At 62.9% G+C, this 22,118-nt stretch carries 22 protein-coding genes; 13 read left to right on the top strand and 9 right to left on the bottom strand.

Annotated elements, in window-relative coordinates; translation table 11 throughout:
* The first annotated feature begins 305 nt into the window (after positions 1 to 305).
* The 5 genes from lpxC to VNZ93_RS09150 all read left to right on the top strand — a co-directional run bounded on the left by lpxC (position 306) and on the right by VNZ93_RS09150 (position 6,927).
* Positions 306 to 1,250, top strand: coding sequence for a UDP-3-O-acyl-N-acetylglucosamine deacetylase (lpxC, locus tag VNZ93_RS09170; RefSeq protein ID WP_325703264.1), 945 nt, complete (start codon positions 306 to 308; stop codon positions 1,248 to 1,250).
* 206 nt (positions 1,251 to 1,456) lie between these two features.
* On the top strand, positions 1,457 to 2,362 hold the full coding sequence (locus tag VNZ93_RS09165) for an outer membrane protein assembly factor BamD (protein WP_325703261.1): 906 nt from the start codon (positions 1,457 to 1,459) through the stop codon (positions 2,360 to 2,362).
* Between the two features lie 156 nt (positions 2,363 to 2,518).
* A complete protein-coding gene (gene recN / locus VNZ93_RS09160) occupies positions 2,519 to 4,189 on the top strand; it encodes a DNA repair protein RecN (RefSeq protein WP_325703258.1) in 1,671 nt (556 codons plus the stop codon).
* Positions 4,190 to 4,307: 118 nt separating this feature from the next.
* Positions 4,308 to 6,437 (top strand): NAD-dependent DNA ligase LigA, encoded by a 2,130-nt coding sequence (gene ligA, locus VNZ93_RS09155; protein WP_325703255.1) that lies wholly within the window; start codon positions 4,308 to 4,310, stop codon positions 6,435 to 6,437.
* Between the two features lie 253 nt (positions 6,438 to 6,690).
* Entirely contained in the window at positions 6,691 to 6,927 is a 237-nt protein-coding gene (locus VNZ93_RS09150) for a hypothetical protein (RefSeq protein WP_325703252.1), read from the top strand.
* Between the two features lie 7 nt (positions 6,928 to 6,934).
* Here the strand turns inward: VNZ93_RS09150 and VNZ93_RS09145 are convergent, their stop codons facing one another.
* Positions 6,935 to 7,066 (bottom strand): hypothetical protein, encoded by a 132-nt coding sequence (locus tag VNZ93_RS09145; RefSeq protein ID WP_325703249.1) that lies wholly within the window; start codon positions 7,064 to 7,066, stop codon positions 6,935 to 6,937.
* 154 nt (positions 7,067 to 7,220) lie between these two features.
* Between VNZ93_RS09145 and VNZ93_RS09140 the strand changes: the two genes are divergently transcribed.
* The gene (locus VNZ93_RS09140; protein ID WP_325703246.1) at positions 7,221 to 7,436 is read left to right on the top strand and encodes a hypothetical protein; all 216 of its coding nucleotides are present in this window, start codon (positions 7,221 to 7,223) and stop codon (positions 7,434 to 7,436) included.
* 7 nt (positions 7,437 to 7,443) lie between these two features.
* On the opposite strand, the gene VNZ93_RS09135 is transcribed toward VNZ93_RS09140, so the two are convergent.
* Both VNZ93_RS09135 and VNZ93_RS09130 read right to left on the bottom strand, forming a co-directional pair.
* Entirely contained in the window at positions 7,444 to 8,643 is a 1,200-nt protein-coding gene (locus VNZ93_RS09135) for a multidrug effflux MFS transporter (protein WP_325703243.1), read from the bottom strand.
* A 40-nt stretch (positions 8,644 to 8,683) separates the two neighbouring features.
* The gene (locus VNZ93_RS09130; protein ID WP_325703240.1) at positions 8,684 to 10,519 is read right to left on the bottom strand and encodes an aminopeptidase P family protein; all 1,836 of its coding nucleotides are present in this window, start codon (positions 10,517 to 10,519) and stop codon (positions 8,684 to 8,686) included.
* Positions 10,520 to 10,911: 392 nt separating this feature from the next.
* On the opposite strand from VNZ93_RS09130, the gene VNZ93_RS09125 reads away from it, so the two are divergent.
* On the top strand, positions 10,912 to 11,154 hold the full coding sequence (locus VNZ93_RS09125; protein ID WP_325703237.1) for a hypothetical protein: 243 nt from the start codon (positions 10,912 to 10,914) through the stop codon (positions 11,152 to 11,154).
* A 57-nt stretch (positions 11,155 to 11,211) separates the two neighbouring features.
* Here the strand turns inward: VNZ93_RS09125 and VNZ93_RS09120 are convergent, their stop codons facing one another.
* Positions 11,212 to 12,111, bottom strand: a complete 900-nt coding sequence (locus VNZ93_RS09120; protein ID WP_325703234.1) for a 50S ribosomal protein L11 methyltransferase — start codon at positions 12,109 to 12,111, stop codon at positions 11,212 to 11,214.
* A 295-nt stretch (positions 12,112 to 12,406) separates the two neighbouring features.
* Here VNZ93_RS09120 and VNZ93_RS09115 point away from each other — a divergent pair, with 295 nt between their 5' ends.
* Both VNZ93_RS09115 and VNZ93_RS09110 read left to right on the top strand, forming a co-directional pair.
* On the top strand, positions 12,407 to 12,715 hold the full coding sequence (locus tag VNZ93_RS09115; RefSeq protein WP_325703231.1) for a polyhydroxyalkanoic acid system family protein: 309 nt from the start codon (positions 12,407 to 12,409) through the stop codon (positions 12,713 to 12,715).
* Positions 12,716 to 12,898: 183 nt separating this feature from the next.
* Entirely contained in the window at positions 12,899 to 13,198 is a 300-nt protein-coding gene (locus tag VNZ93_RS09110; protein WP_325703228.1) for a hypothetical protein, read from the top strand.
* Positions 13,199 to 13,382: 184 nt separating this feature from the next.
* Here VNZ93_RS09110 and VNZ93_RS09105 read toward each other — a convergent pair whose 3' ends face one another.
* Both VNZ93_RS09105 and VNZ93_RS09100 read right to left on the bottom strand, forming a co-directional pair.
* Entirely contained in the window at positions 13,383 to 14,387 is a 1,005-nt protein-coding gene (locus VNZ93_RS09105) for a YidB family protein (protein ID WP_325703225.1), read from the bottom strand.
* A gap of 87 nt (positions 14,388 to 14,474) precedes the next feature.
* Entirely contained in the window at positions 14,475 to 15,212 is a 738-nt protein-coding gene (locus tag VNZ93_RS09100; protein ID WP_325703222.1) for a L,D-transpeptidase, read from the bottom strand.
* Between the two features lie 390 nt (positions 15,213 to 15,602).
* On the opposite strand from VNZ93_RS09100, the gene VNZ93_RS09095 reads away from it, so the two are divergent.
* Together VNZ93_RS09095 and VNZ93_RS09090 are read left to right on the top strand one after the other, a co-directional pair.
* Positions 15,603 to 15,935 (top strand): hypothetical protein, encoded by a 333-nt coding sequence (locus VNZ93_RS09095; protein WP_325703219.1) that lies wholly within the window; start codon positions 15,603 to 15,605, stop codon positions 15,933 to 15,935.
* 164 nt (positions 15,936 to 16,099) lie between these two features.
* Entirely contained in the window at positions 16,100 to 16,288 is a 189-nt protein-coding gene (locus tag VNZ93_RS09090; RefSeq protein ID WP_325703216.1) for a hypothetical protein, read from the top strand.
* 119 nt (positions 16,289 to 16,407) lie between these two features.
* Here the strand turns inward: VNZ93_RS09090 and VNZ93_RS09085 are convergent, their stop codons facing one another.
* Positions 16,408 to 16,620, bottom strand: coding sequence for a hypothetical protein (locus VNZ93_RS09085; protein WP_325703213.1), 213 nt, complete (start codon positions 16,618 to 16,620; stop codon positions 16,408 to 16,410).
* A gap of 270 nt (positions 16,621 to 16,890) precedes the next feature.
* Between VNZ93_RS09085 and VNZ93_RS09080 the strand changes: the two genes are divergently transcribed.
* Positions 16,891 to 17,064, top strand: a complete 174-nt coding sequence (locus VNZ93_RS09080) for a hypothetical protein (protein ID WP_325703210.1) — start codon at positions 16,891 to 16,893, stop codon at positions 17,062 to 17,064.
* An 18-nt stretch (positions 17,065 to 17,082) separates the two neighbouring features.
* Here VNZ93_RS09080 and VNZ93_RS09075 read toward each other — a convergent pair whose 3' ends face one another.
* Positions 17,083 to 17,382 carry a ParB N-terminal domain-containing protein gene (locus VNZ93_RS09075; RefSeq protein WP_414710025.1) on the bottom strand — a complete coding sequence of 100 codons (300 nt, stop codon included), beginning with the start codon at positions 17,380 to 17,382 and terminating at the stop codon, positions 17,083 to 17,085.
* Positions 17,383 to 17,514: 132 nt separating this feature from the next.
* Here VNZ93_RS09075 and VNZ93_RS09070 point away from each other — a divergent pair, with 132 nt between their 5' ends.
* Entirely contained in the window at positions 17,515 to 19,191 is a 1,677-nt protein-coding gene (locus VNZ93_RS09070; RefSeq protein ID WP_325703206.1) for a CHAT domain-containing protein, read from the top strand.
* 6 nt (positions 19,192 to 19,197) lie between these two features.
* On the opposite strand, the gene VNZ93_RS09065 is transcribed toward VNZ93_RS09070, so the two are convergent.
* The gene (locus VNZ93_RS09065; RefSeq protein WP_325703203.1) at positions 19,198 to 21,972 is read right to left on the bottom strand and encodes an ATP-dependent helicase; all 2,775 of its coding nucleotides are present in this window, start codon (positions 21,970 to 21,972) and stop codon (positions 19,198 to 19,200) included.
* Positions 21,973 to 22,118: the final 146 nt, after the last annotated feature.

Raw genomic sequence — 22,118 nt, 5'->3', positions numbered from 1 at the left:
GTGCAAGCCGGGTGTTGCAAGAAAGTGACAGGTCGTCGGGAAATGCGGCGCATCGCGGACACGAATGCGGCCGGATCAAGGTAACAAAACGTAAAAAAGCGTGACTTTGGAGGATGGGGTACCGGGTCTAAGGTCTGAATGCGACGAGGGTTTTCGCCTCAGGAGATTCGCGCAGGGGGGATAGTCGGTAACGACTACCTGACGAAAAGTTCCGGGCAAAACACTGTCGCTTGGGGTCACTTCGGGGGATTGCGCTGCGCAGCACATCGCGTGGCGTCAGCCGAAAAACAAGACGGAACGAGCGTATGAGAGCCGCAAGGCAGACCACGCTGCGTGAACAGGTTACGGTTTCCGGAATTGGGGTTCATTCCGGGTTGCCCGTTAACCTCACTCTCAATCCTGCCGATGCCGACACGGGCATCGTTTTTTCCCGGACGGATCCGGATGGTCGTGAGCGCGAAGTCCGCGCCGACTATCGCGCTGTAACGGCGACGGAACTGGCAACGGTTCTTGGCGACGAGTCGGGCATCCTGTGCTCGACCGCCGAACATATTCTCGCGGCTCTTCGCGGCCTTGGCGTGGATAACGTGCTCGTCGAGATCGACGGACCCGAAGTGCCGATCATGGACGGCAGCGCGGCACCATTCGTGGCAGCAATCGACCAGGTCGGCATCAAGACGCTGTCCAGCGCGCGCCGCTACATCAAGGTTCTTAAACCGGTTTCCGTCGCTAAGGGCGAATCCTTCGGCGAACTGCGCCCCGCCGAAAGCGGTTTCCGCCTCGACGTGGAAATCAATTTCGACTCCGTCCTGATCGGCCGGCAGTCGCTTGCCCTCGATCTCACGCCCGAAGCGTTCCGCAGCGAACTGTCGCGCGCGCGCACCTTCGGTTTCATGAAGGATGTGTCGGCGCTGTGGAGCGCGGGCAAGGCGCTCGGTGCATCTTTTGAAAACACGCTGGTTCTGAGCGAGAATCGTATTCTGAACAGCGAAGGGTTGCGCTATCCGGACGAATTCGTGCGCCACAAGGCGATGGATGCAGTCGGCGATCTGGCGCTTGCTGGTGCGCCGATCATTGGCGCCTTCCGGTCGGTCCGCGGCGGTCATCGGCTCAATCATGCCGTGCTGGTCGCGCTGATGTCGGACCCGTCGGCCTATGCTGTGGTCGAGGCCGGCGAAACCCGCCGCGTCCGCGGACATGCCGAAGTCGCTGGCATGGTCGCCCCGGCGTACGGTCCGGACGTTTCCTGACGACGCGGACACGCGCCTTATCCTCGGTTTCGCGTTCACGCCGCGCTGGCCTGGGGTGCAGGTTAACTGTCGCCTTAATCCCGGCCCAATATCGTAAGAAACCCAACAGGGTCGACTTGGGGGATCACCGCTTTTCCGGCTAGGAAGGGTGGGACGGGGTTACGCGATCAGCGGCCTTCCCCCTCGGTAAGGAACGTTGCGCGAGTATGACAGCGAGTAAACGCATCGTCGCGAGATGGGTGCCGACCGCAAGGCAGGCAGGCCGCGCGCTGTCGCGTGGATTTGCCGTTGCTCTCGTCGCTGCCGCGCTCGCGGGCTGCGCGAGCGACAAGGAGCTTACGATCCCGGACGAGCCGGCCGACAAGCTCTACAACGAAGGCCTCTACCTGCTGCAGCAGAAGAAGGACTTCAAGGAGGCGGCCAAGAAATTCGAAGAGGTCGATCGCCAGCATCCGTATTCGGACTGGGCGCGCAAGGCGCTGCTGATGCAGGCCTACGCGTACTACGAAGCGCGCGAATACGACGATACGATCACCGCCGCGAAGCGATATGTGGCGATGCATCCCGGCAGTCCGGATGCCGCTTACGCGCAATACCTGATCGGCTCGTCCTATTATGAGGTAATCCCGGACGTCACGCGCGACCAGCAGCGCACCGAAGCGGCGATGAAGGAGCTGGAGCAGGTCATCCGCCGCTATCCGAACACCGAATACGCCAACAGCGCCAGGAAGAAGCTCGATGTCGCGCGCGACCAGCTCGCCGGCAAGGAGATGATGATCGGGCGCTTCTACCTGAACAAGAAGGACTTCACCGGCGCGATCAATCGCTTCAAGCTGGTGGTGACGCAATATCAGACCACGCGCCATGTCGAGGAAGCGCTGATGCGGCTGACCGAGGCTTATATGGCGCTCGGTATCGTGCAGGAAGCACAGACCGCGGCGGCCGTGCTGGGGCACAATTTCCCGGACAGCCCCTGGTATCAGAACGCGTACAAGCTCGTTCAGAGCGGCGGGCTTGAGCCGGCCGAGAACAAGCAGTCCTGGATCAGCAAGCTGTTCCAGCAGAAGCCGTCCACCGGCGAAGTGCGAATCGGTACCCCGGTCGTGCGCTGATCGATGGCCGATGGCGGCCATCCGCTCCCATCCCTTCCAGGACAGGTAATTTTAAGGCTGTCGACGCGTCGCATCGTGCTAGAATAAAACGAGAACGGCGCTGATTTGGGGGTGCCGTTTGCTGCTCTACAGACACTGATTTCACAAAGATTTCGCATGCTCGTCCGTCTGTCGATTCGCGACATCGTTCTGATCGACAAGCTCGATCTCGAATTCGCCAACGGACTTGCCGTCCTCACCGGCGAGACCGGGGCAGGCAAATCCATCCTGCTCGATGCGTTTGCTCTCGCGCTCGGTGCGCGGGGGGATGCGGGCTTGGTGCGCCAGGGCGCCGAGCAGGGGCAGGTCACGGCGGTCTTCGATGTGCCGGCAAAACATCCGGCGCGCGCGCTGCTCAGGGAGCAGGGGATCGAGGCGGACGACGACCTGATCGTGCGCCGCACGCAGTCGCTCGACGGCAAAACGCGCGCCTTCATCAACGACCAGCCGGTATCCGTGCAGGCGCTGCGGAGCCTTGGCGCAGCGCTCGTCGAAATTCACGGTCAGCATGACGACCGCGCGCTGGTGGATGCCGCCACGCACCGCGCGCTGCTCGATGCCTATGCGGGTCTCGAAGACCAAGCGGCCGATGTCGCGGCGCTATGGGACGAGCGGCGCTCTGCGGCGGAGGCGGTCGAATCCCACCGCGCCGAGACCGAACGCGCGCAGCGCGAGGCCGATTATCTGCGGCACGCGGTCGATGAACTGGGAAAGCTCCGGCCTGAAGCTGGCGAGGAAACGCAGCTCGCGGAGCGCCGCACGTCGATGATGCAGTCGGAAAAGATCGCCGGCGACTTGCGCGATGCCTACGACGCCGTGGCAGGAAATGCATCGCCGGTGCCGGGCTTCGCATCCGCGATCCGCAGGCTTGAGCGCCGGACGGCGCAGGCGCCGGGCCTCGCCGATCCCGCGATCAAGGCGCTCGATACCGCGCTGACGGCCATCGAGGAGGCGCGGGTCCATCTCGAGAATGCCTTGCGGGCCGCGAATTACGATCCGGCGGAACTCGAGCGAATCGAGGAGCGGCTTTTTTCACTGCGCGCGGCCGCCCGCAAATACAATACGCCGGTCGACAATCTTGCGGCACTGGCCGAGCGATACGCGGAGGCCCTTGCGCTGATCGACGCAGGCGCCGAGAAGCTCGCCGCGCTGGAAAAAGCTGCGGCGGAGACCGAGGCGCGTTTCCGAAAGTCGGCGGCCGCATTGTCGGACGCGCGCAAGAAGGCGGCGGCGAAACTCGACAAGGCGGTCAACACCGAGATCAAGCCGCTCAAGCTGGATCGCGCGGTGTTCTCAACTTCGATCACGACCGATCCGGAGACCGCCGGCCCGCACGGCTTCGACCGGGTCGAGTTCTGGGTGCAGACCAATCCGGGGACACGGCCGGGCCCGCTGATGAAGGTCGCATCCGGCGGCGAACTCGCGCGCTTCCTGCTGGCCCTCAAGGTCGTGCTGGCGGACAAGGGATCCGCGCCGACGCTCGTGTTCGACGAAATCGATACCGGGGTGGGCGGCGCGGTCGCAGACGCTATCGGCATGCGGCTCGCGAAACTTGCGTCTCGCGTGCAGGCGATCGCGGTGACACATGCGCCGCAAATCGCTGCGCGCGCCAACCGGCATTACGTGATCGCCAAAGGAGCGCTCGACAAGGGCAAGCGTGTGGCGACGCGGGTGAGCGAGGTCGCGGCCGAGAGCCGGCGCGAGGAAATCGCGCGCATGCTCGCCGGCGCAGAGATCACCGACGAGGCACGCGCCGCTGCCGAGCGCCTGATCAAGGCGGCGGGGTAGTCCGGCGCCGTGCCTCGCGAATGCGGGGAACTCATTCCATCCGTCGGTGTGGATACCGGATTGCCCACTTTCGCAGGCAATGACACAAAGATCGCCGGCTCATAATGGCTACCGGACCATGGCAAAGCGCGCGTACCCCTTCACTCCGACAGATCAGCTGACCGAGGAACAGGCCGCCGGTGAACTCGCGCGGCTGGCCAAGCTGATCGCCGAGAACGACAAGCTCTATTATCAAAAGGACGCTCCGAAGATCACGGACGCCGAATACGACGCGCTGCGCCAGCGCAACAACGAGATCGAGGCGCGGTTCCCAGAACTGATCCGCAAGGATTCGCCGTCGCAGAAGGTTGGTGCAGCGCCGACAGGGCGCTTCAGGAAGGTGCGGCATGCCGTGCCCATGCTCTCGCTGGACAATGCGTTCAGCGATCAGGACGTCACCGACTTCGTCGATCGGGTGGTGCGGTTTCTGAAGCTCGACGAGCCGCCGGCCTTCACCGCCGAACCCAAGATCGACGGGCTTTCACTGTCGCTGCGTTATCAGGGCGGCGCGCTCGTGACTGGCGCGACACGCGGCGACGGCGCGGAGGGTGAGGACGTCACCGCGAACGTGAAGACGCTGCACGACATTCCGCAGACGCTCAAGGGCCGCAACATTCCGGATGTCGTCGAGATCCGCGGCGAAGTCTACATGACGCATGACGACTTCATCGCGCTCAATAAGCGGCAGGCCGAAGCCGAAGAACCGGTCTATGCGAACCCGCGCAACTCGGCCGCCGGTTCTCTGCGGCAGAAGGATCCCGCAATCACCGCGTCGCGCAAGCTGAAATTCTTCGCCTATGCTTGGGGCGAGATGAGCGCGATGCCGGCGGATACGCAGGTCGGCATGGTTGAATGGATCGGCGAGCGCGGCTTTGTGATCAATCCGCTGTTCAGGTTGTGCAAGTCGGTCGAGGCGATGCTCGACATGTATCGCGACATCGAACAGAGGCGCGCGACGCTCGGATATGACATCGACGGCGTCGTCTACAAGCTGAATCGCCTGGACTGGCAGCAGCGGCTTGGCTTCGTCTCGCGTTCGCCGCGCTGGGCCATTGCGCACAAATTCCCTGCCGAGAAGGCGACGACGATCGTCAACGACATCGATATTCAGGTCGGCCGCACCGGTGCATTGACGCCGGTGGCGAAGCTTGAGCCGGTCACGGTCGGCGGCGTGGTGGTCCAGAACGCAACGCTGCACAACGAGGATTACATCAAGGGCATCGGCAACGACGGCAATCCGATCCGTGGCGGCGTCGATATCCGGATCGGCGATACCGTGATCATCCAGCGGGCGGGTGACGTGATCCCGCAGGTGCTGGACGTCGTGCTGGAGAAGCGGCCGAAGAATGCCAGGCCCTACAAGTTTCCGGAAACCTGTCCGGTCTGCGGCAGCCACGCGGTGCGCGAGGATGGCGAAGCGGTGCGCCGCTGCACCGGCGGGCTGATCTGTCCGGCGCAGCAGGTCGAGCGGCTGCGCCATTTCGTGTCGCGCGACGCCTTCGACATCGAGGGATTGGGCGAAAAGCAGGTGCAGGCCTTCTACGCCGACGGCCTTGTGATGGAGCCGGCCGACATCTTCACGCTGCAGGAGCGTGACCGGCGATCGACCAGGAAGCTTGCGGATCGCGAGGGTTACGGCGAGACCTCGGTGCGCAACCTGTTCGCGGCGATCGAAAGCCGTCGCAAGATCCCGCTCAACAAGCTGATCTATGCGCTCGGCATTCGTCACATTGGCGAGACCAACGCGAAGCTGATCGCGCGGCATTATGGAGACATCGCTTCGTTCCTCGACGGTATGAAGGCCGCAGGGAAGGGGAACGATAGCGAAGCCTTTCAGGAGCTGAACAACATCGGAGGCATCGGCGAAGTAGTCGCCGAGGCCATCGTCGAGTTCTTCAAGGAGAAGAAGAATCGCGAGGCGCTCGACCGCCTGCTCGAGCAGATCGAGATCGAGCCGATGGAAAAGGTGAAGTCGGACTCCGCGATCGCGGGAAAGACCGTCGTGTTCACCGGCTCGCTGGAAAAGATGACACGCAACGAAGCGAAGGCGCAGGCCGAAAGGCTGGGCGCGAAAGTTGCGGGTTCAGTCTCGAAAAAGACGGATTACGTGGTTGCAGGTCCGGGCGCGGGATCGAAGCTCGCGGACGCGCAGAAGTTTGGCGTCACCGTCCTCACCGAAGACGAGTGGCTCGCAATGGCCGGGCAATAGTCCGCGAAAAAGCAATCTGACCGCCACCGGCACATTGCGAGGTTGCCCCATATTGCGGTGCTTTCCGGCAAGGCCGGTCAAGCGCGCGCGGCGGTTTATCCTTAGCTCTCATCTGCAGCGACGTCGGAAGGCAGGCCGCGGTTGCATGGATGCGATCGGGCTTTTGCCGGTCCGACGGGTTCGGCTGCGCCGGCTCTGCGATCTCCCTCACGAGAGCGCGAAGCGTATGCAAAGAGCAGAAGGAGACACCGTCATGACCATACGTCACATCATCGGAATTCTGGTTGGCATTGCCGTGCTTGGCACGGCTCCTGCGGCCAGCGCACAGGAAGTGAATGGCGCAATCGCCGCGCACGGCATCAGTGCTGCGCGCGCTGCAGCACTCCGTGAATGCAGTGTGCAGGCCCAGCGCTATCCCGAGACGACCTGGAGTTCGCTGGAATTCGAAGTCTACCGCGCCTGCATGGCCCGCCACGGGCAGGCCGAGTGACCGGCGCTCAGATCTGCCGGCACAGAAACGCAAAGAACGCAGCTGAAACGACGGCCGTCACGATTGCCAGCGGCATGGCGATCGCCGCGGTCGCGACGAAGTAGTTCATCACCTGCGCGACAGTGGCACTGATCGCCATCTGCATAAGCCGGTCAGTGTACTCTTATGAGAACGAACTGCGATGGCCCTGCGTTCATCCGAAATCGCATGGCTGGTTTGGTGCCACTGCTCCATCGGTCTGAACCATTCCTTCCTATGTGCTCTGAAACAGCACATAGGAAGGATTCCCGACCATGCTGAAACATTACCTTGCGGCAATATTGGTGAGCGCGGCTGCGATGGCGCCGCTTTCGCCGGCGAACGCCCAGGACGGTGCCACGAGTGCGGTACGCGCCGCAGCGATCCATGACTGCAGCGTACTGGCAGGGCGATACAACGAGATGACCTTCGGATCGACGGAGTACTATGTCTACAAGTCCTGCATGGCGCGCCACGGACAGGAGGAGTGACCGGCGCTCAGATCCGCCGGCGCAAGAACACGAAGAAGGCGCCCGTTGCCGCGGCTGAAACGACGGCCATCACGATTGCCAGCGGCATGGCGGTCGTTGCGGTCGCAACAAGGTAGCCCATCACCTGTGCCGCAGCGGCCCCCGTCGCCATCTGCAGGAACCCGGTGATACCGGACGCAGTGCCGGCCGCCTGCGGCCGCACGCTGACCGCGCCCGCAACGCAGTTCGGCAGGAAGATGCCGTTGCCGACCGACATCGCGATTTGCGGCACGAAGACCGTCCAGGGGCCCGCGTCGGGAAAAAGCCCGACCGCCGCGATCGTCGCGATTGCGCCCGCCATCTGGAACGCGAGGCCGACGCCGATCATGCGGTCGATGCCATAGCGCTGCACTGTGCGGGTCGTGATGAAATTGCCCACCATGAAGGAGCCGGCAGTCAGCATGAACCACAGGCCGAATTCGGCCGAAGTGCGGGCCATCAGGCTGACCACGATGTGCGGGGCGGCGCCAAGAAGGGCGAAATAGCTCGACGTGCCGAGCGCACAAACCAGCACGTATCCGAGGAAGCGGCGGCTCGCGAACAATTCCCGGCTCTCGCCGAGGATGTAGCGCAGACCCCCACCCGTGACGTGATCCGGGCGCGTCTCGGGCAGCGCAACGAGGATCCAGAGCGTCACCAATGCGGCCGCGCCGCCGACCAGCGCGAATGTGTATTCCCAGCCGAGATGCGTATCGATCGCGCCGCCGATTGTTGGCGAGAGCATCGGCGCTACCACCATCACGGTCGTGACAAGACCAATCATCGCGGCAGCGCGCTCGCGCGAATAAAGATCGCGGATAATGGCGCGTCCGATCACCAGACCGGAGGAGGCGCCGAGCGCCTGCAGTGTGCGGAATGCGATCAGCATCCCGATAGAGGTCGAGAACATCGCCCCGAAGCTCGCCACCGCGGTAATGCAAAGACCCGTCACCAGCACGGGCTTGCGCCCGAACCGGTCGGACAATGGGCCGAGGAACAGCTGCGATATCGCCAGTCCGAACAGATAGAGCGACAGGGTGAGCTGTACGGTCCCGAGGCTGGTGTTGAACAACACCGCCATGGCGGGCGTCGCAGGCACGAGGATGTTGAGCGAAACCGGTCCGATGGCGCTCATCGCCATCAGCAGAATGATCAGGCCGAGCGGCGCGGGGCGCTGATCGGACGCCACGGGGGATTTAGGCGTTTGCGCATCCACGAAAGGACAGACTCTATGCGTTCAGGAGCGGACGGGTCGCAGCCGCGAGCCAGTTCGCTGTGTCCTTATCAACAAGCGGCGTCACCGTCTCTGCAACCCGCGCATGGTAGCTATCGAGCCACGCGATCTCGGCCCCCGTCATCTGGTCGACATCGATCAGCCGCCGGTCGATCGGCGCGAGCGTGATGGTCTCGAATGCGTTCATCGGCTTTTCGGCGCCCGGAATTGGCGGCGCCGCGATCACCAGAACGAGATTTTCGATCCGGATGCCGAACCCGCCCTCCTTGTAGTAGCCCGGCTCGTTGGAGAGGATCATGCCGCGTTTCAGCGGCGCCGTGCCAAGCTTCGCGATCCGCGCCGGCCCCTCATGCACCGACAGGTAGCTGCCGACGCCATGGCCGGTTCCGTGGTCGAAATCGACGCCGGCCTGCCACAGATATTGTCGCGCCAGTGTGTCGAGCTGCGCGCCGGTGCTGCCATCGGGGAATACGGCCCGCGCGATGGCGATGTGTCCGCGCAGCACCTGCGTGAAGCGCCTGCGCATCTCCCCGGTCGGCGTACCGACAGCAATCGTCCGCGTGATGTCGGTGGTGCCGTCCTCGTATTGCCCGCCGGAATCGATCAGGAACAGTTCGCCCGGCTTGATCGGGCGATTGGTTCGCCTTGTCACGCGGTAATGGACGATCGCGCCATTCGGTCCCGCGCCGGAAATGCTGGGGAATGACACGTCCTTCAGCAGGCCGGTCTCGCGCCGAAAGGTCTCGAGCGCTTCGACCGCCGCGATCTCCGTCAGCTTTCCGTGCGGCGCTTCCCGATCGAACCAGGCGAGGAAACGAACCATCGCCGCGCCGTCGCGCGCCTGCGCAGCACGGGCACCGGCAATCTCCGTCTCGTTCTTCACCGCCTTCAGCGCCGAGACGGGATCGGCTACGCGCGTGACCTTGCCGCCAGCATTGGCGATGAGCCTCGCCAGTGCATCGGCGGCGGTGGCCTGATCCAGCAGCACGGTCGCGTGCGTTGCTCCAAGCCTCGACAGGTCGGTCATCAGCGCATCGGGTTCATGCAGCTCCGCCAGCGTCGAAAGCCGGTCCCGCACGCTGTTCGAAAGCTTGCGGCCATCGACATAGAGCGATGGACGCCCATCCCTTGGAACGAGAGCGAAGGCGAGCGGCAGCGGCGTATGCGCAACGTCCGATCCGCGGATGTTGAAGGTCCAGGCCACGTTGTGCGGATCGGAGATGACGAGCGCGTCGGCGCGCTGCTTGCCGATCTCCGCAGAAATACGCGTCAGTTTGTTCTCGGCAGCCTCGCCGGCAAAGCGCGGATCATGCAGCGCGATCGGCCCGCGCGGCGGAGCCGGGCGATCGGTCCAGATCGAATCGACCGGATTCTCTGCAACAGGAACGAGCACCGCGCCCGCCTTCGTACAGGCTTTTCCCAGCCTCTCGGCTCCCTCGGCGGTGTGAAGCCAGGGGTCGTATCCGAGCTTCGCACCTTGCGACAGGTTCTGTTCGATCCAGGTGCTCGGGGACGTCTCGGTGCTGTTGATCAACGTAAAGATGGCCGGATCGGTCTGCTCGCGCGCCTGCAGCGTGTAGCGGCCATCGGTGAACAACACGGCCGTTTCCGCGAGCACGATCAGAAAGCCGGCCGACCCGGTGAAGCCGGTCAGGTAGGCGATGCGTTCGTCGCTGTCCGGCACATATTCGTTCTGGTGCCGGTCGGCGCGCGGCACCACAAAGACGTCGAGACCCTCTCGCTTCAGTACGGCGCGCAGCGCCGCGATCCGGGGCGCCGCGGCGGCCGGATCGGCCGTCTCATCGAAGGTCTGGAATTTGGCTGAAAACATCGAAGCGACCTTAAAGCGATTTCAGGCAGAGTGGATACCGGCTCGTTTGAAGAAAGCCCACCAACACGCGCGCGTACGCCCCGGTCACCGCATCCATCCGCGACTCCCGACTAAAGGATGCGCCGGGGACGGCCCCGCGCGGGACATTTTCTGTCGCGGGAACTCCGCTTTCAGAAATTTGTGCAATGCAGTAATTTTCCGCGCCGAGGCCGTTATCAATCGGTGTGAAGCGCCGCATTCATTTCAAAAATGTGAAGCGATTATGCATACTTAGAGGGTCCGCTATGAGTTATTCGCGACTGCAAAAAGAGCAGACTCAAACTATGTTGCGTTGCAAGAAAGTCTTGAGGATGACCCTGGGTGTCCGTTGATTTTCGAGAAGGAGACACGCCATGACCGCCATTACCGTCGGAACCATTCCTGCCAAGTCGGCAGCTGCCAAGTCGCCCGCCACGAAGGCCCCCGTGGCCGGCAAAGGCCTGTTCGCGCGCGTCGTAGACGCATTTGTTGCCGCGCGGATGCGTCAGGCTGAGCGCGAGATCGCGCGCCACCGGCATCTGCTTCCGGGCCAGCTCGAGGCGGTCGGTGAGCGCCTTGCACCGCGCAGCGAGAAAGACCTGCCGTTCGCTCGCTGAGCACGCAACGATTCGAGTTTCAAAGCGCCCCGTAATCCGGGGCGCTTTTGTTTTTATCTAACGCCCGCGCCGCATCACCAGCGTCACCCAGCCATCCAGCATCAGCCGGGATTGAAGGCGCAACCCCTGGCGCCGGTAAGCGGCGATCACCCCTGCGGCATGCGCCGGCAACAAGCCCGACAGGATCAGCCGCCCACCGGGCGCAAGTAAGCCGGCCATCGGCGCCGACATGCGGCGGAGCGGCGCCTCCAGGATATTCGCGAAGATCAGATCATAGCGATGCCGTCGGATCCAGGCCGCGTCCACGCCATTGGCGGCGAAAGCGCGAAACAGCGGGGCCACGCGGTTGAGCCGTGCGTTGTCGCGCGCGACTGCGACCGCGGTCGGATCGATGTCGCTGGCAAGAACGGGCAGGTAGAGCGAGCGGGCCGCGGCAATCGCGAGCAGACCGGTCCCGGTACCGACATCAAGGATGCGCCAGGTCCTCGCCGCAGGCGCGGCCTTGCGCAACGACTCGAAGGCGAGCAGGCAGCCGCGCGTCGTGCCGTGATGCCCGGTGCCGAAGGCGAGTGCCGCCTCGATCTCGATTCCGATTTCGTTCAAGCGGACGCGGTCGCGGTCATGCGAACCGTGAACGACGAAGCGCCCCGCATGCACCGGAGCGAGCCCTTCGAGGCTTGCGGCAACCCAGTCGCGGGTGCCGATTGTCGAGAACACGATGTCGCTTGCTGCTTCGGATCCTGCCGCGCGCGTCATGATCTGGGAAATCAATGCGCGATCGGCATCGTCATGAAACGCGGCCTCGACGGTCCAGCGATCACCATCTTCGAACAGGGACACCGCGGTGGTGTCGGGATCGAGTTCGTCTGCGAGCGCATCCGCAATGCGGTAGGCGGACGCCCGGTCCATTGCGATGCGCGCGACAAACGTTTCGGAATGCGGGGGAGGGGTCGTCATGTTCTGTCTTGTGGTGGGAACCCCGAACTTCACAGGAGGGAACTCACAGGTGGCGGACCGTTTTGTGTGAAGAGGTTATGCACACGCTTTGCACTGCAAATCTCGGGAAGCAAGAGCCGTGAAGCCCTTATTTTGCGCGTCCATGTGCCTTTCTCCCCATATTTTCCACACTTGCCGCTCACCACGAAACTTGCTGCCATCGGCTGCATGGCATTGGCGCAAAGCGGCGGGACTACCTACATCCCGGATCGCGGGCGCTGACGCCCGCCGAAACGTGCCCTGTCCGGACGAGGCCATGTCGCAGCCGATTGTTGTTTCCATCCCGCACAAGCTTGGCAAGGACGAAGCGTTGCGTCGCCTGAAGTCCGGCCTGTCCGGCGCAGCGCAGTCGGTTCCGGTTCTCAAGGTCGACGAGGAATTCTGGTCGGGCGACCGGCTGACATTTCGCGTTCGCGCCCTTGGGCAATCCGCCGCCGGTACTGTCGATGTCGCGGAAGACCATGTGCGTCTCGAAGTGACGCTGCCTTGGCTCTTGCAGAAATTTGCGGAGGCGGCTCAGTCGGTCATTCGCGCACGCGGCAAACTGCTGCTGGAGAAGAAATGACCGGCCCGCTGTTCTTCGCGGTCTGTATCAAAGACTTCGTCTCGGCGGCGCGTGATTTTCTTTGCGCGCAAAAGAGACCGGTGAACGAGGTTCAGTCCACAGCCGACACATAACGGCCTTGGGAGTCTGACATTGAATCCGGATCACCGCGAGGACAACAGGAGTGGATCCAGAATAGTGACCATGCCGCAAAAGTGTGATTTCGATGCGCTTCTGTATCGCTTCGAGGAGCGGCTGCCGCTGTGGATCGCGCGCAGATCGCGCTCGCTGCGCGAGCCTCGCGCCAGGCTGGTCCGCATTCCGACCGCAGGTCTTCTGATCCTCGGCGGCATCTTCAGCTTCCTGCCGGTACTTGGGATCTGGATGCTGCCGCTCGGGTTGTTGCTGCTTGCCGTCGACATGCCCTCACTGCGGCCGCCGCTCGCACGCGTGCTGGAATGGCTCGAGCGCAAATGGCCGGCCACGCCACAGGGGCCGAAATAGCGGCCGTTACATTTCTGGATTGATCCGGATCAAATCGTGGACCGCTGAGCGCGTCTAGCTTTGCAAAGATCGCCGAGCAGGCGGTTTCCCGTGGCGGAGCACCGGGTCACGTCGGACGCTCCGCCTGCGCAACTTGGCCCGGCCTTGTGCCGGGCCTCTTTGTGTGCGGCTTGCCGCCGAAGCGTCAACGCCAGCGCGAGATCTCGTCCTCGGTCGGCAGCCGTCCGTCCGGCGTCAGCTGATTGACGACGTCGGGGAGGGCTTCGCTCAGTCCCTGCAGCAGTTCGGGTTTGCTCAATCCGAACTGGTCGGCGAGCTGGTCGATGACGTCGGAACCGAACGTGCTTTCGACTTGCTGCGGTGTCACCGGCACGTTGTCGCCCTGCGATACCCAGGACCGCGCGGCATCGCCCGCGCCAGCCTGATCGAATTGCCGCATCAGGTCGCCGAGCATTCCGCCGTTCGCACCGCCGGCAAGCAGACCGCCAAGCCCGCCAACGCCCGCGCCCTGCAGGAGCCCGCTGAACGGATCGCCCTGCAGACCCGCGACACGAGATCCGGGAATGCCGCCGCCGCGCCCGCCACCGAGGATGTCTCCGAGAATGTCCTCGAGGCCGCCGCCGCGACCGCCACCGGCGGGTCCACCGCGCGGATTGCCGCTACGGCCACCGCCCAGAATCTCGCCGAGCACATCGTTGAGCCCCCCGCCACCGCGTGGATCGCCGGACGGTCCGCCGCGTTGACCGCCGGGCATGCCGCGGCCGCCATTCAGGATGTCGTTCAGGATGTCGCCGAGCCCGCCGCCCATGCCTCCTCCCATACCGCCACCGTCATCCATGTCGCGGCCGCCGCCACGTGACGCGGGGGGCATGCGCTGTGTGGATTCGATCAGCGGACCGAAGTCGCTGTCGCTCGGCGAACCGGAGCGCGGCGCGGGAATATCGAGAGGATCGCCATGGGGTAATTGCGCCGGCGGCTCCTGCTGCGGCATGCGCGCGCGGCCGCCGCCTCCCGGTGCGGGCACCGGCGCGGGCTCTGCGCCGCCGCCTGCGCGCGAATTCTGATACCAGCGCCACAGCATGTACGCGATCAGCGCCATGCCGATCTTGGTCATGTTGCCGCCGCCACTGCCTCCCTGCGCACCGCCGCGTGCGCCCGCGCCACCGAGAAGTATATCGAGGATGCCCATGGTGTTTCTCCCGATCGATGCCGCGAGCCTGCGGCATCGCGTTCACGCGATCAAGGCACAACCGATCACGACACCGCGCGGTTGCGCTCAGTCGTAATAGTGTCGCGGCTGATAGTAATATTGCGGCTGCGCATATCCGCCATAAGCGGGCTGGGGCTGTACGCGCTGGCCCTGCATCGGCCGCCACTGATAGCCATCGTAATAATGTTGTTGCTGCTGTTGCGGCTGGCGATAGCCGTATTGCGGACCGTAGCCGTCGCGCGGCGCGGCGTAGCGCTGTTGCGCGCGCGGCTCATCATCGATCGGCGGCGAATAGGTCGGCGGCAGCCCGGCGCCGCGTTCGTTCTGACCGCCGCGCTGGGTCAGCTGCCGGTCGGCGCGCGCGAGCGCGATGCGTTCGTCGCCTGCGACGGTAACCTTGGTCTTGAGCACGCCTTCCGACTTCACGAGGTCGAACAGCACCTTGGCGTTTTCCGGCGCGAGCCGTACGCAACCGCCCGACGCCGGACGGCCGAGCTTGCGCGTCTCATATGAGCCGTGGATCGCATGGCCGCGCTTCGTGAAGAAGATCGAATGCGGCATCGGCGCGTCGTCAAATTCGCGCGAGTAATGATCCTTCTCCATGCGGAAGGCCTGATAACTTCCCGAGGGCGTAAAGCGTCCGACGCGGCCGGTCGAGACCGGCCACTTGTGCAGCACTTGGCCATCGCGCGCGACCGTCAGGGTCTGCGCCGCCTTGTCGACGGTGATCTGGAGATCCGCAGATGCCGGCGTGGCGGAGAACGCTGCCAGCGACGCAAGGACGAACGAAACGCGGGAACGCATGGACTGCCACCTTGAATGCTTCGCCATAACCATACGCATGTTTCGGCAGTGAATTAAGGCGCAATTGCGCACGTGCTTAAGCCGAAAGGCTAACCAGGCGTGCCCGCGAATGCTTCAATTACGCACAAATGCGTGACGCATTGCTCCGCTTCACGTCCGTGTCATCTCCATCGACGCAAAGCTGTTCTGCATGCGGGGAATGAGAGCGCGTATCGCGTGCCGAAGCTTTATTCGCGACGAAATTACCACACGGGAACGTGACGAAACCTTCGCCATTGCATCGCGCCCGGCTTCGGAACCTTCAGGTGCGGTGCAGCATTGCCCGCCGGGCGCGTAATCGACGCGAGGCGTCATCACGCTCAGCCAGTACCCAAGAAATGGAGTTCAGTCATGAACCGACTCATCACCACTCTCACCGCTGGCGCGCTTGCCGCCGGCTTTGCGATTGCTCCGGCTTCGGCACAGAATCTGCCTCCTCCCGGCAACGTCAATCCCGGCTCGCTCAATTCGGGCGCGGAGGACACCGGCGCGGAAAACCAGCCGCGCAGCTTCGGCCCCTATTACAGCACTCCGCTTTACGGCTCGCCGGCCCCGACCTATGCGCCGGGCTTCAACACCTACGCGCCGCAATCCGGCATGACCTACGGTCCGTTTGCGCCAGCGACGGGTGGTGAGACTTACGGCTCCGGTGGAGCACCTGCGATCGGCTCCGACGAGGAGTGACTGCGGAACGCGGACACCGCGTGACGGGAGCCCCGGCGAAAGCCGGGGCTTTTCGTTTTGCGCCTCGCGCTTGTGAGACGCTCCGCGCCTGCGGCGAGCGATCCCGTTTACACGGGGCACCCGGCATGTGACCTTGAGCCACTGACCGGAGAGGGGGGACCACCATGCCATTCAACCAGCGGCAGATGTTCATGATCGCGCTGTTCGCGATCTTCTGGACGGCTTTCATGCTGTGGTGGAATGGCGATTACGGCACCGCGCGCGTCGCCACGATGCTTGTCATCGGCATTGCGATCGCGATCGTCTGGGGCTTCTGGATGAAGAAATACGGAGCGTGGAAGGATCAGGCGTGACGGCGCGAACGTGGATGCCACAGCGCTCCCGCCGCAGCGCATGGACTGGGCGGAGCGCAAGCGCGACTGGATCTGCGGTGTTGCCGGCGTCGAGGACGTGAGCCGGCAACAGGCTGGTGTTACGCGGCCGTCGGGTGCTTGGGCTCGGTGAAGCGGACTGCCATCACCCAGGCGACCGGGAGCAGGACCACGAGCGTGCCGAAAAAGCCCATCACGCTCAGCAGGTCGTGGACCCGCGGAAGGTTGTCGATGGCCACGCCCACGACCACGGCGACCACAACGGAAACCGCCGCTGTCGCCAGAAACGTCACCAGCAGAATCAAGCCAGGCATGTCATCCTCCCGCTTCGCGCCCCTCGGCACGTTTGCGGCAGACTAGCAGCGTTTGTTCAATAGACAAATCTCGACAGACAGATCTCGACGACGAATTGCTGGTGACGACCCATGAGGGTCAGGGCGAGAACGGCTCGATCGACACGTTCAGCGGATGGCGCCGCAATTGTCGGAAGGCGAGAGGTTCGCGCAACGCGGCTGCTATGTCTCCCGCGATATGAACCTGTCGCCCTGCTGCGGATACTAAAGATGCGAAAGGGAGTATCCGCAATGACCATCCGTCAGATCGTCCTCACCGCCTTCTTCGCCGCATTCTGGATCGCCTTCATGGTCTGGTGGAGCGGTGACCGCTCGACCGCGAACATCCTCATCCTGTCGGTGATCGGCGTGGCTATCGCCGGCATCTGGGCGTTCGCGATGAAGCGCTTCGGTCAATGGACGTAGCGGAGACCGCGTGGCTGCTCAGTGCTTTCGGGCGCTGACGCGATAGCCCGCGATCGTTGTTTCGCCGAGAGACCTCGCTGCTTCCAGCCGGTGCAACCCCTCGACCAGCACGAAGCGTTCGCCGTCCGGCCGCACGAGGATCGGCATCGTCATGCCGTTGGCCAGAATGTCGGCGGCCAGCGCATCGACTTTCGCCTGCTCCAGCGTCGCGCGCTGCTTCACCGGCACGTAGATGCGGGCGATGTCCGTTCCTCGCGTTCGTGATTTGTGCGCATGCGACGAATGCCGGTGAGCGTGTCCGCAAAGGCGAGATTCCACAGATCGCTTCCTGCCGGAAAACGCTGTTCGGCGCGAAGGCGACAGGGGGTGCGCGAAATTGCTTGGATTCCTCATCCTAGGGTTGCAATGGTGGGCGGTATTAAAGCACTCTTCAGTGGGAGGGCCGTCGATATGACCCAATTCGCTCTGGATGATCTTTACCGAATGTTGGGCCACATCTACGCCGACAAGAACATGTCGCGTACGAGCATGGCTACTTTTTCGCACTTCGTTGAAGTGTGCGGGATGTTAACAATACATGATCGGAAAAAGAAGCGAGAAGGATTGGATGTAACTGATGCGCTTTGCAAAGCGCTTGGTTGGTATTTCCCACTCTTGGCAAAGATGCGGGTCAATAGTGTTGAAGAGTTGGTGTTTCGAAAGTTTCCGAACGTGTGTCCCTATTGCAGATCATCGCCGCATCGGGAGGCAGAATGCAAGCTTGTGAAGGGCACTAACCCGACCGTCTCTCACGAAGAGGTTTCGCGGCACTTCAAAGCAAACTGGGACACTCGCCCGAGAGGACTAAATGAGTGGCAGCAGATGTTCCAGAGGATATATCCACGTTCGCTTGAAGAGCATGGCAGAAGCACAATTGGGTTATTGGAGGAACTCGGAGAACTAGCTGAAGCGATTAGGGTCTTTGAGATCCACCCACGTTATTTTCTCGGGGAGGCTGCCGATACATTTTCGTATTTGATGGGAATCGCAAACGAGCATCAAATCAAACTAGCTCAAGATAGTTTGGAGTTTTCGTTCGAAAAGGAATTTTTGGCGCGCTATCCGGGTCTTTGTGGACAGTGTGGCTCCAAAGTTTGTGTTTGCCCAGGCGTGCCGCAGGCGACGGTCGGTCGGATGGCAAAAGAGTTGGAGATCGGGGCCAATGAGCGGCCGTTCTTTGAAACGATCGAGGAGTTCTCTAAAGAGGGAAAACGGGTAGCGCATGAGGTGCTTGAGAGTTTTGGTGGCCACGCAGGACTAAGCACAAAGCTTCCGTTCGATCGTGGTGACGCCAACAGGGCAATAGTTGAGCTATGTTTGCGAATATCTGGAGCTGTCGAGAGTACCCGTCCGGACTTAGCTGAAGCCCTGAGGGTTGAAGCCGTCAAGGCGTCAACGAACGCGCAGGAAATTGGCACACGCAAGAAGCCATTTGACGTCGAAGGCCTGCTTACTGAATTGAAGTTGGCTTGGGCTGACCTCGACAGCGCCTTCAAAGCGGACATTAAGAAGACTGAGGGGCTTGTCGGCAATTTGGGGGAGATGCTTGACACAATCCACGTTCTGTTTGTGTCGTGCAATCCGGTCGACGTTGACGCCCTTAGGGTCAACGGTGAGTTGCGAATACTTCGTGAATGTGCCGCCCAGAACCGGTCCGTAAAATTGGATGTGGATCATCTGCCCGCAGCAACCGTAACCGACTTTCGTAGAGGTCTGTTGGATAAGGACTACGATCTAGTGCACTTCGCTGGGCACTCGGATGGGCACAATCTAATATTTGAGAAGGAAGGAGGCGAGGCGGCTGAGGTGCCACTCGACGCCATTAGAGATGCGATCAATCGAAGGAAGTCCATCAAAGGAGTTGTTCTGAACGCGTGTGAAACCGCAAGAAATTTAGATGCGCCGATCTCGCCTGCGACCGTGGGAATGGAGGAGGCTGTCGACGACGATGCTGCGCTGGAATTTACTAGGGGATTTTATGATGCTTTAGTTCGTGGAATGAGTGTTAAGCAAGCTTACGAGGAAGGTATAACTGCAGTTAAGCTCGCAAATTACGCGTCAGACCATATTCGTTTGATCGAAAGATAAGAAGGCTCACACCCTCTCTACAAAACTATCCACCACGCGCTTTTCGCCGGCCTTGTCGAACTGGATGGTCAGCTTGTTGCCGTCGACCGCGACGACATTGCCATTGCCGAACTTGATGTGAAACACGCGGTCGCCCTTGCTGAAAGGAGATGACACGCCGGTCGACTTGGCGACGAGTTCGCCCTCGATGGTGAGCGGTTCGCGCCGCGCGGCGAAGCGGCCCTTCGATGTGCCGGTGCCGCGCGAGGAATGAGAGCCCGGGCGGGCGCTGCCGACCCCCTCCCGGCCGCCGGTGGCGGCCGACCTCCCCCGCAAGGGGGGAGGTGAAGAGGAGTACGCGGAGTCGACGTTGTCATCGTCGTTCGCGTAGCGCGCTTCGCGCTCATAGTCCGAGCCTTCGTCGCCGAAGCCTTCAAACTCGTCGTCGCGCTTGCGCTTCTGCGCGCGCTGCCAGCCCGGTGTCGAATAGCTCGACGCGGCCGGCGTGAAGTTGTCGAAGCGCGATGCGCCGTAGGAGCCACCCATGCCGCGCCCGCCGCCGAAGGCAGCGCCAAGGCCGCCATAACCGGCCATGCCGCCGAAGCCGCCCTTCGCCTCCGTCACCTCGACATTGGCTTCCGGCAATTCGTCAAGGAAGCGCGAGGGGATGGTGGAATTCCACAGGCCCTTCATGCGGCGGTTGGTGGCGAAATAGATCTTGGCGCGTTTGCGCGCGCGCGTGATTGCGACATGCGCGAGGCGGCGCTCTTCCTCGAGGCCGGCTCTACCGCTTTCGTCGAGCGAGCGCTGATGCGGAAACAGGCCTTCCTCCCAGCCGGGCAGAAACACGGTGTCGAATTCCAGACCCTTGGCGGAATGCACCGTCATGATGCTGACGGCGTCGTCGATGCCCTCGGCGTCGCGGTCCATCACCAGCGAGATGTGTTCGAGAAAGCCATTGAGGTTCTCGAAATCCTGCATGGAGCGCACAAGCTCCTTCAGGTTTTCGAGCCGGCCCGCGGCGTCGGCCGAGCGGTCCTTCTGCCACATTTCGGTGTAGCCGCTTTCGTCCAGCACGATTTCGGCAAGCTCGGTATGCGGCAGGTGTTCGGCCTGCGTGCGCCAGCGGTCGAAAGCGGTCATGAGATCGCGCAAGGAGGCGCGGGGCTTCGGCTTCAGTTCGTCGGTCTCGATGATGGCGAGCGCGGCTTCCGTCATCGGCACACGGCTCATGCGCGCATAGTCGTGCAGCTGCTTCACCGTGGCGTCGCCAAGTCCGCGGCGCGGCACATTGACGATGCGCTCGAAGGCGAGATCGTCGGCCGGCTGGTTGATGACGCGCAGATAGGCGAGCGCATCGCGGATTTCGGCGCGCTCATAGAAGCGGGGGCCGCCGATCACGCGATAAGGCAGGCCGAGCGTGACAAAGCGATCTTCGAATTCGCGCATCTGGAACGACGCGCGCACCAGGATCGCGATTTCGTTCAGCTTGTGCTTCTTGCGCTGGAGCTGCTCGATCTCCTCGCCGATGGCGCGCGCTTCCTCCTCGGAGTCCCAGGCGCCGGTGACGGTGACCTTCTCGCCGGGCACGTCCTCGGTGCGCAGCGTCTTGCCGAGCCGGCCTTCGTTGTGCGCGATGAGATGCGAGGCGGCCGCGAGGATGTGGCCGGTGCTTCGGTAATTTCGTTCCAGACGAACGACGGTGGCGCCGGGGAAGTCCTTCTCGAAGCGCAGGATGTTGTCGACCTCAGCCCCGCGCCAGCCATAGATCGACTGGTCGTCGTCGCCGACGCAGCAGATGTTCTTTTGCGCCGGCAGATGCGGCAGACTTGGTGCGGCTCCCTCTCCCCTCGGGGGAGAGGGTTGGGGTGAGGGGGCATCGGTCTCGCGGTCGTGCAGTTCCCCCTCACCCGATCCTCTTTCGGTTCGCTCCAGCGGATCGATCTCTCCCCCGAGGGGAGAGGTGAGAGCACCTGTTGCCGGGCGCGCCGGCCGCGGCTGTCCCAGCAAGCGCAGCCACAGATACTGCGCGACATTCGTGTCCTGATATTCGTCGACCAGGATGTAGCGGAAGCGGCGCTGGTAATCGGCGAGCACATCCGGGTGATGGCGGAACAGCCGCAGCTGCTCGAGCAGCAGATCGCCGAAGTCGCAGGCGTTGAGCGTCTTCAGCCGCTCCTGATAGGCCGCGTAGAGCTCCTTGCCCTTGCCGTTCGCGAACGCCATCGCCTCGCCGGCGGGTATCTGGTCGGGGGTCAATCCCCGGTTCTTCCAGCCGTCGAGGATCCCGGCGAATATCCGTGCTGGCCATCTCTTTTCGTCGACGTTCGCCGCTTCCAGGAGCTGTTTGATCAGCCTGATCTGGTCGTCGACGTCCAGAATAGTGAAATTGCTCTTGAGACCGACCAGTTCGGCGTGGCGCCGCAGGATCTTCACGCCGATCGCGTGGAAGGTGCCAAGCCACGGCATTCCCTCCACAATCTGGCCGACCATGTCGCCGATGCGGACCTTCATTTCGCGCGCAGCCTTGTTGGTGAAGGTCACCGCCAGGATCTGCGAGGGATGCGCACGCCCGAGCCGCAGGATATGGGCGATCCGCGTTGTTAATACGCGCGTTTTTCCGGTTCCCGCGCCGGCCAGCACCAGTACGGGGCCGTCCAGGGTCTCGACCGCCAGCCGCTGCTCCGCATTGAGCGCGTTGAGGTAGTCGGGCGCCGGCCCGCCCTGCATCGCCTGCATCGCGCGCGCGGCGATGCCCAGCTTCTGGCCTGATTTTTCGGGACTTTTTGCTTGTTCTGCCATGCGAATCTCAAGGCCCAACATGGCACCTGAGAGGGCAAAACGGGAGGGGGCCGCCGCGCGTTTGTGGACGGCGCCGTTATGCGGCCTCGCCGGCCCTTTCTCCGGCGAAGGTCGGCCCTCCGATCGCCAGAGCGTCTGTGATCGTC

Origin of the sequence: Pseudorhodoplanes sp., assembly GCF_035565795.1 — a bacterium.
In the GTDB taxonomy this organism is placed as follows: domain Bacteria; phylum Pseudomonadota; class Alphaproteobacteria; order Rhizobiales; family Xanthobacteraceae; genus Pseudorhodoplanes.
Note: the sequence above shows the minus strand (reverse complement) of the source record. Positions and strands in the feature narration are given on the sequence as shown.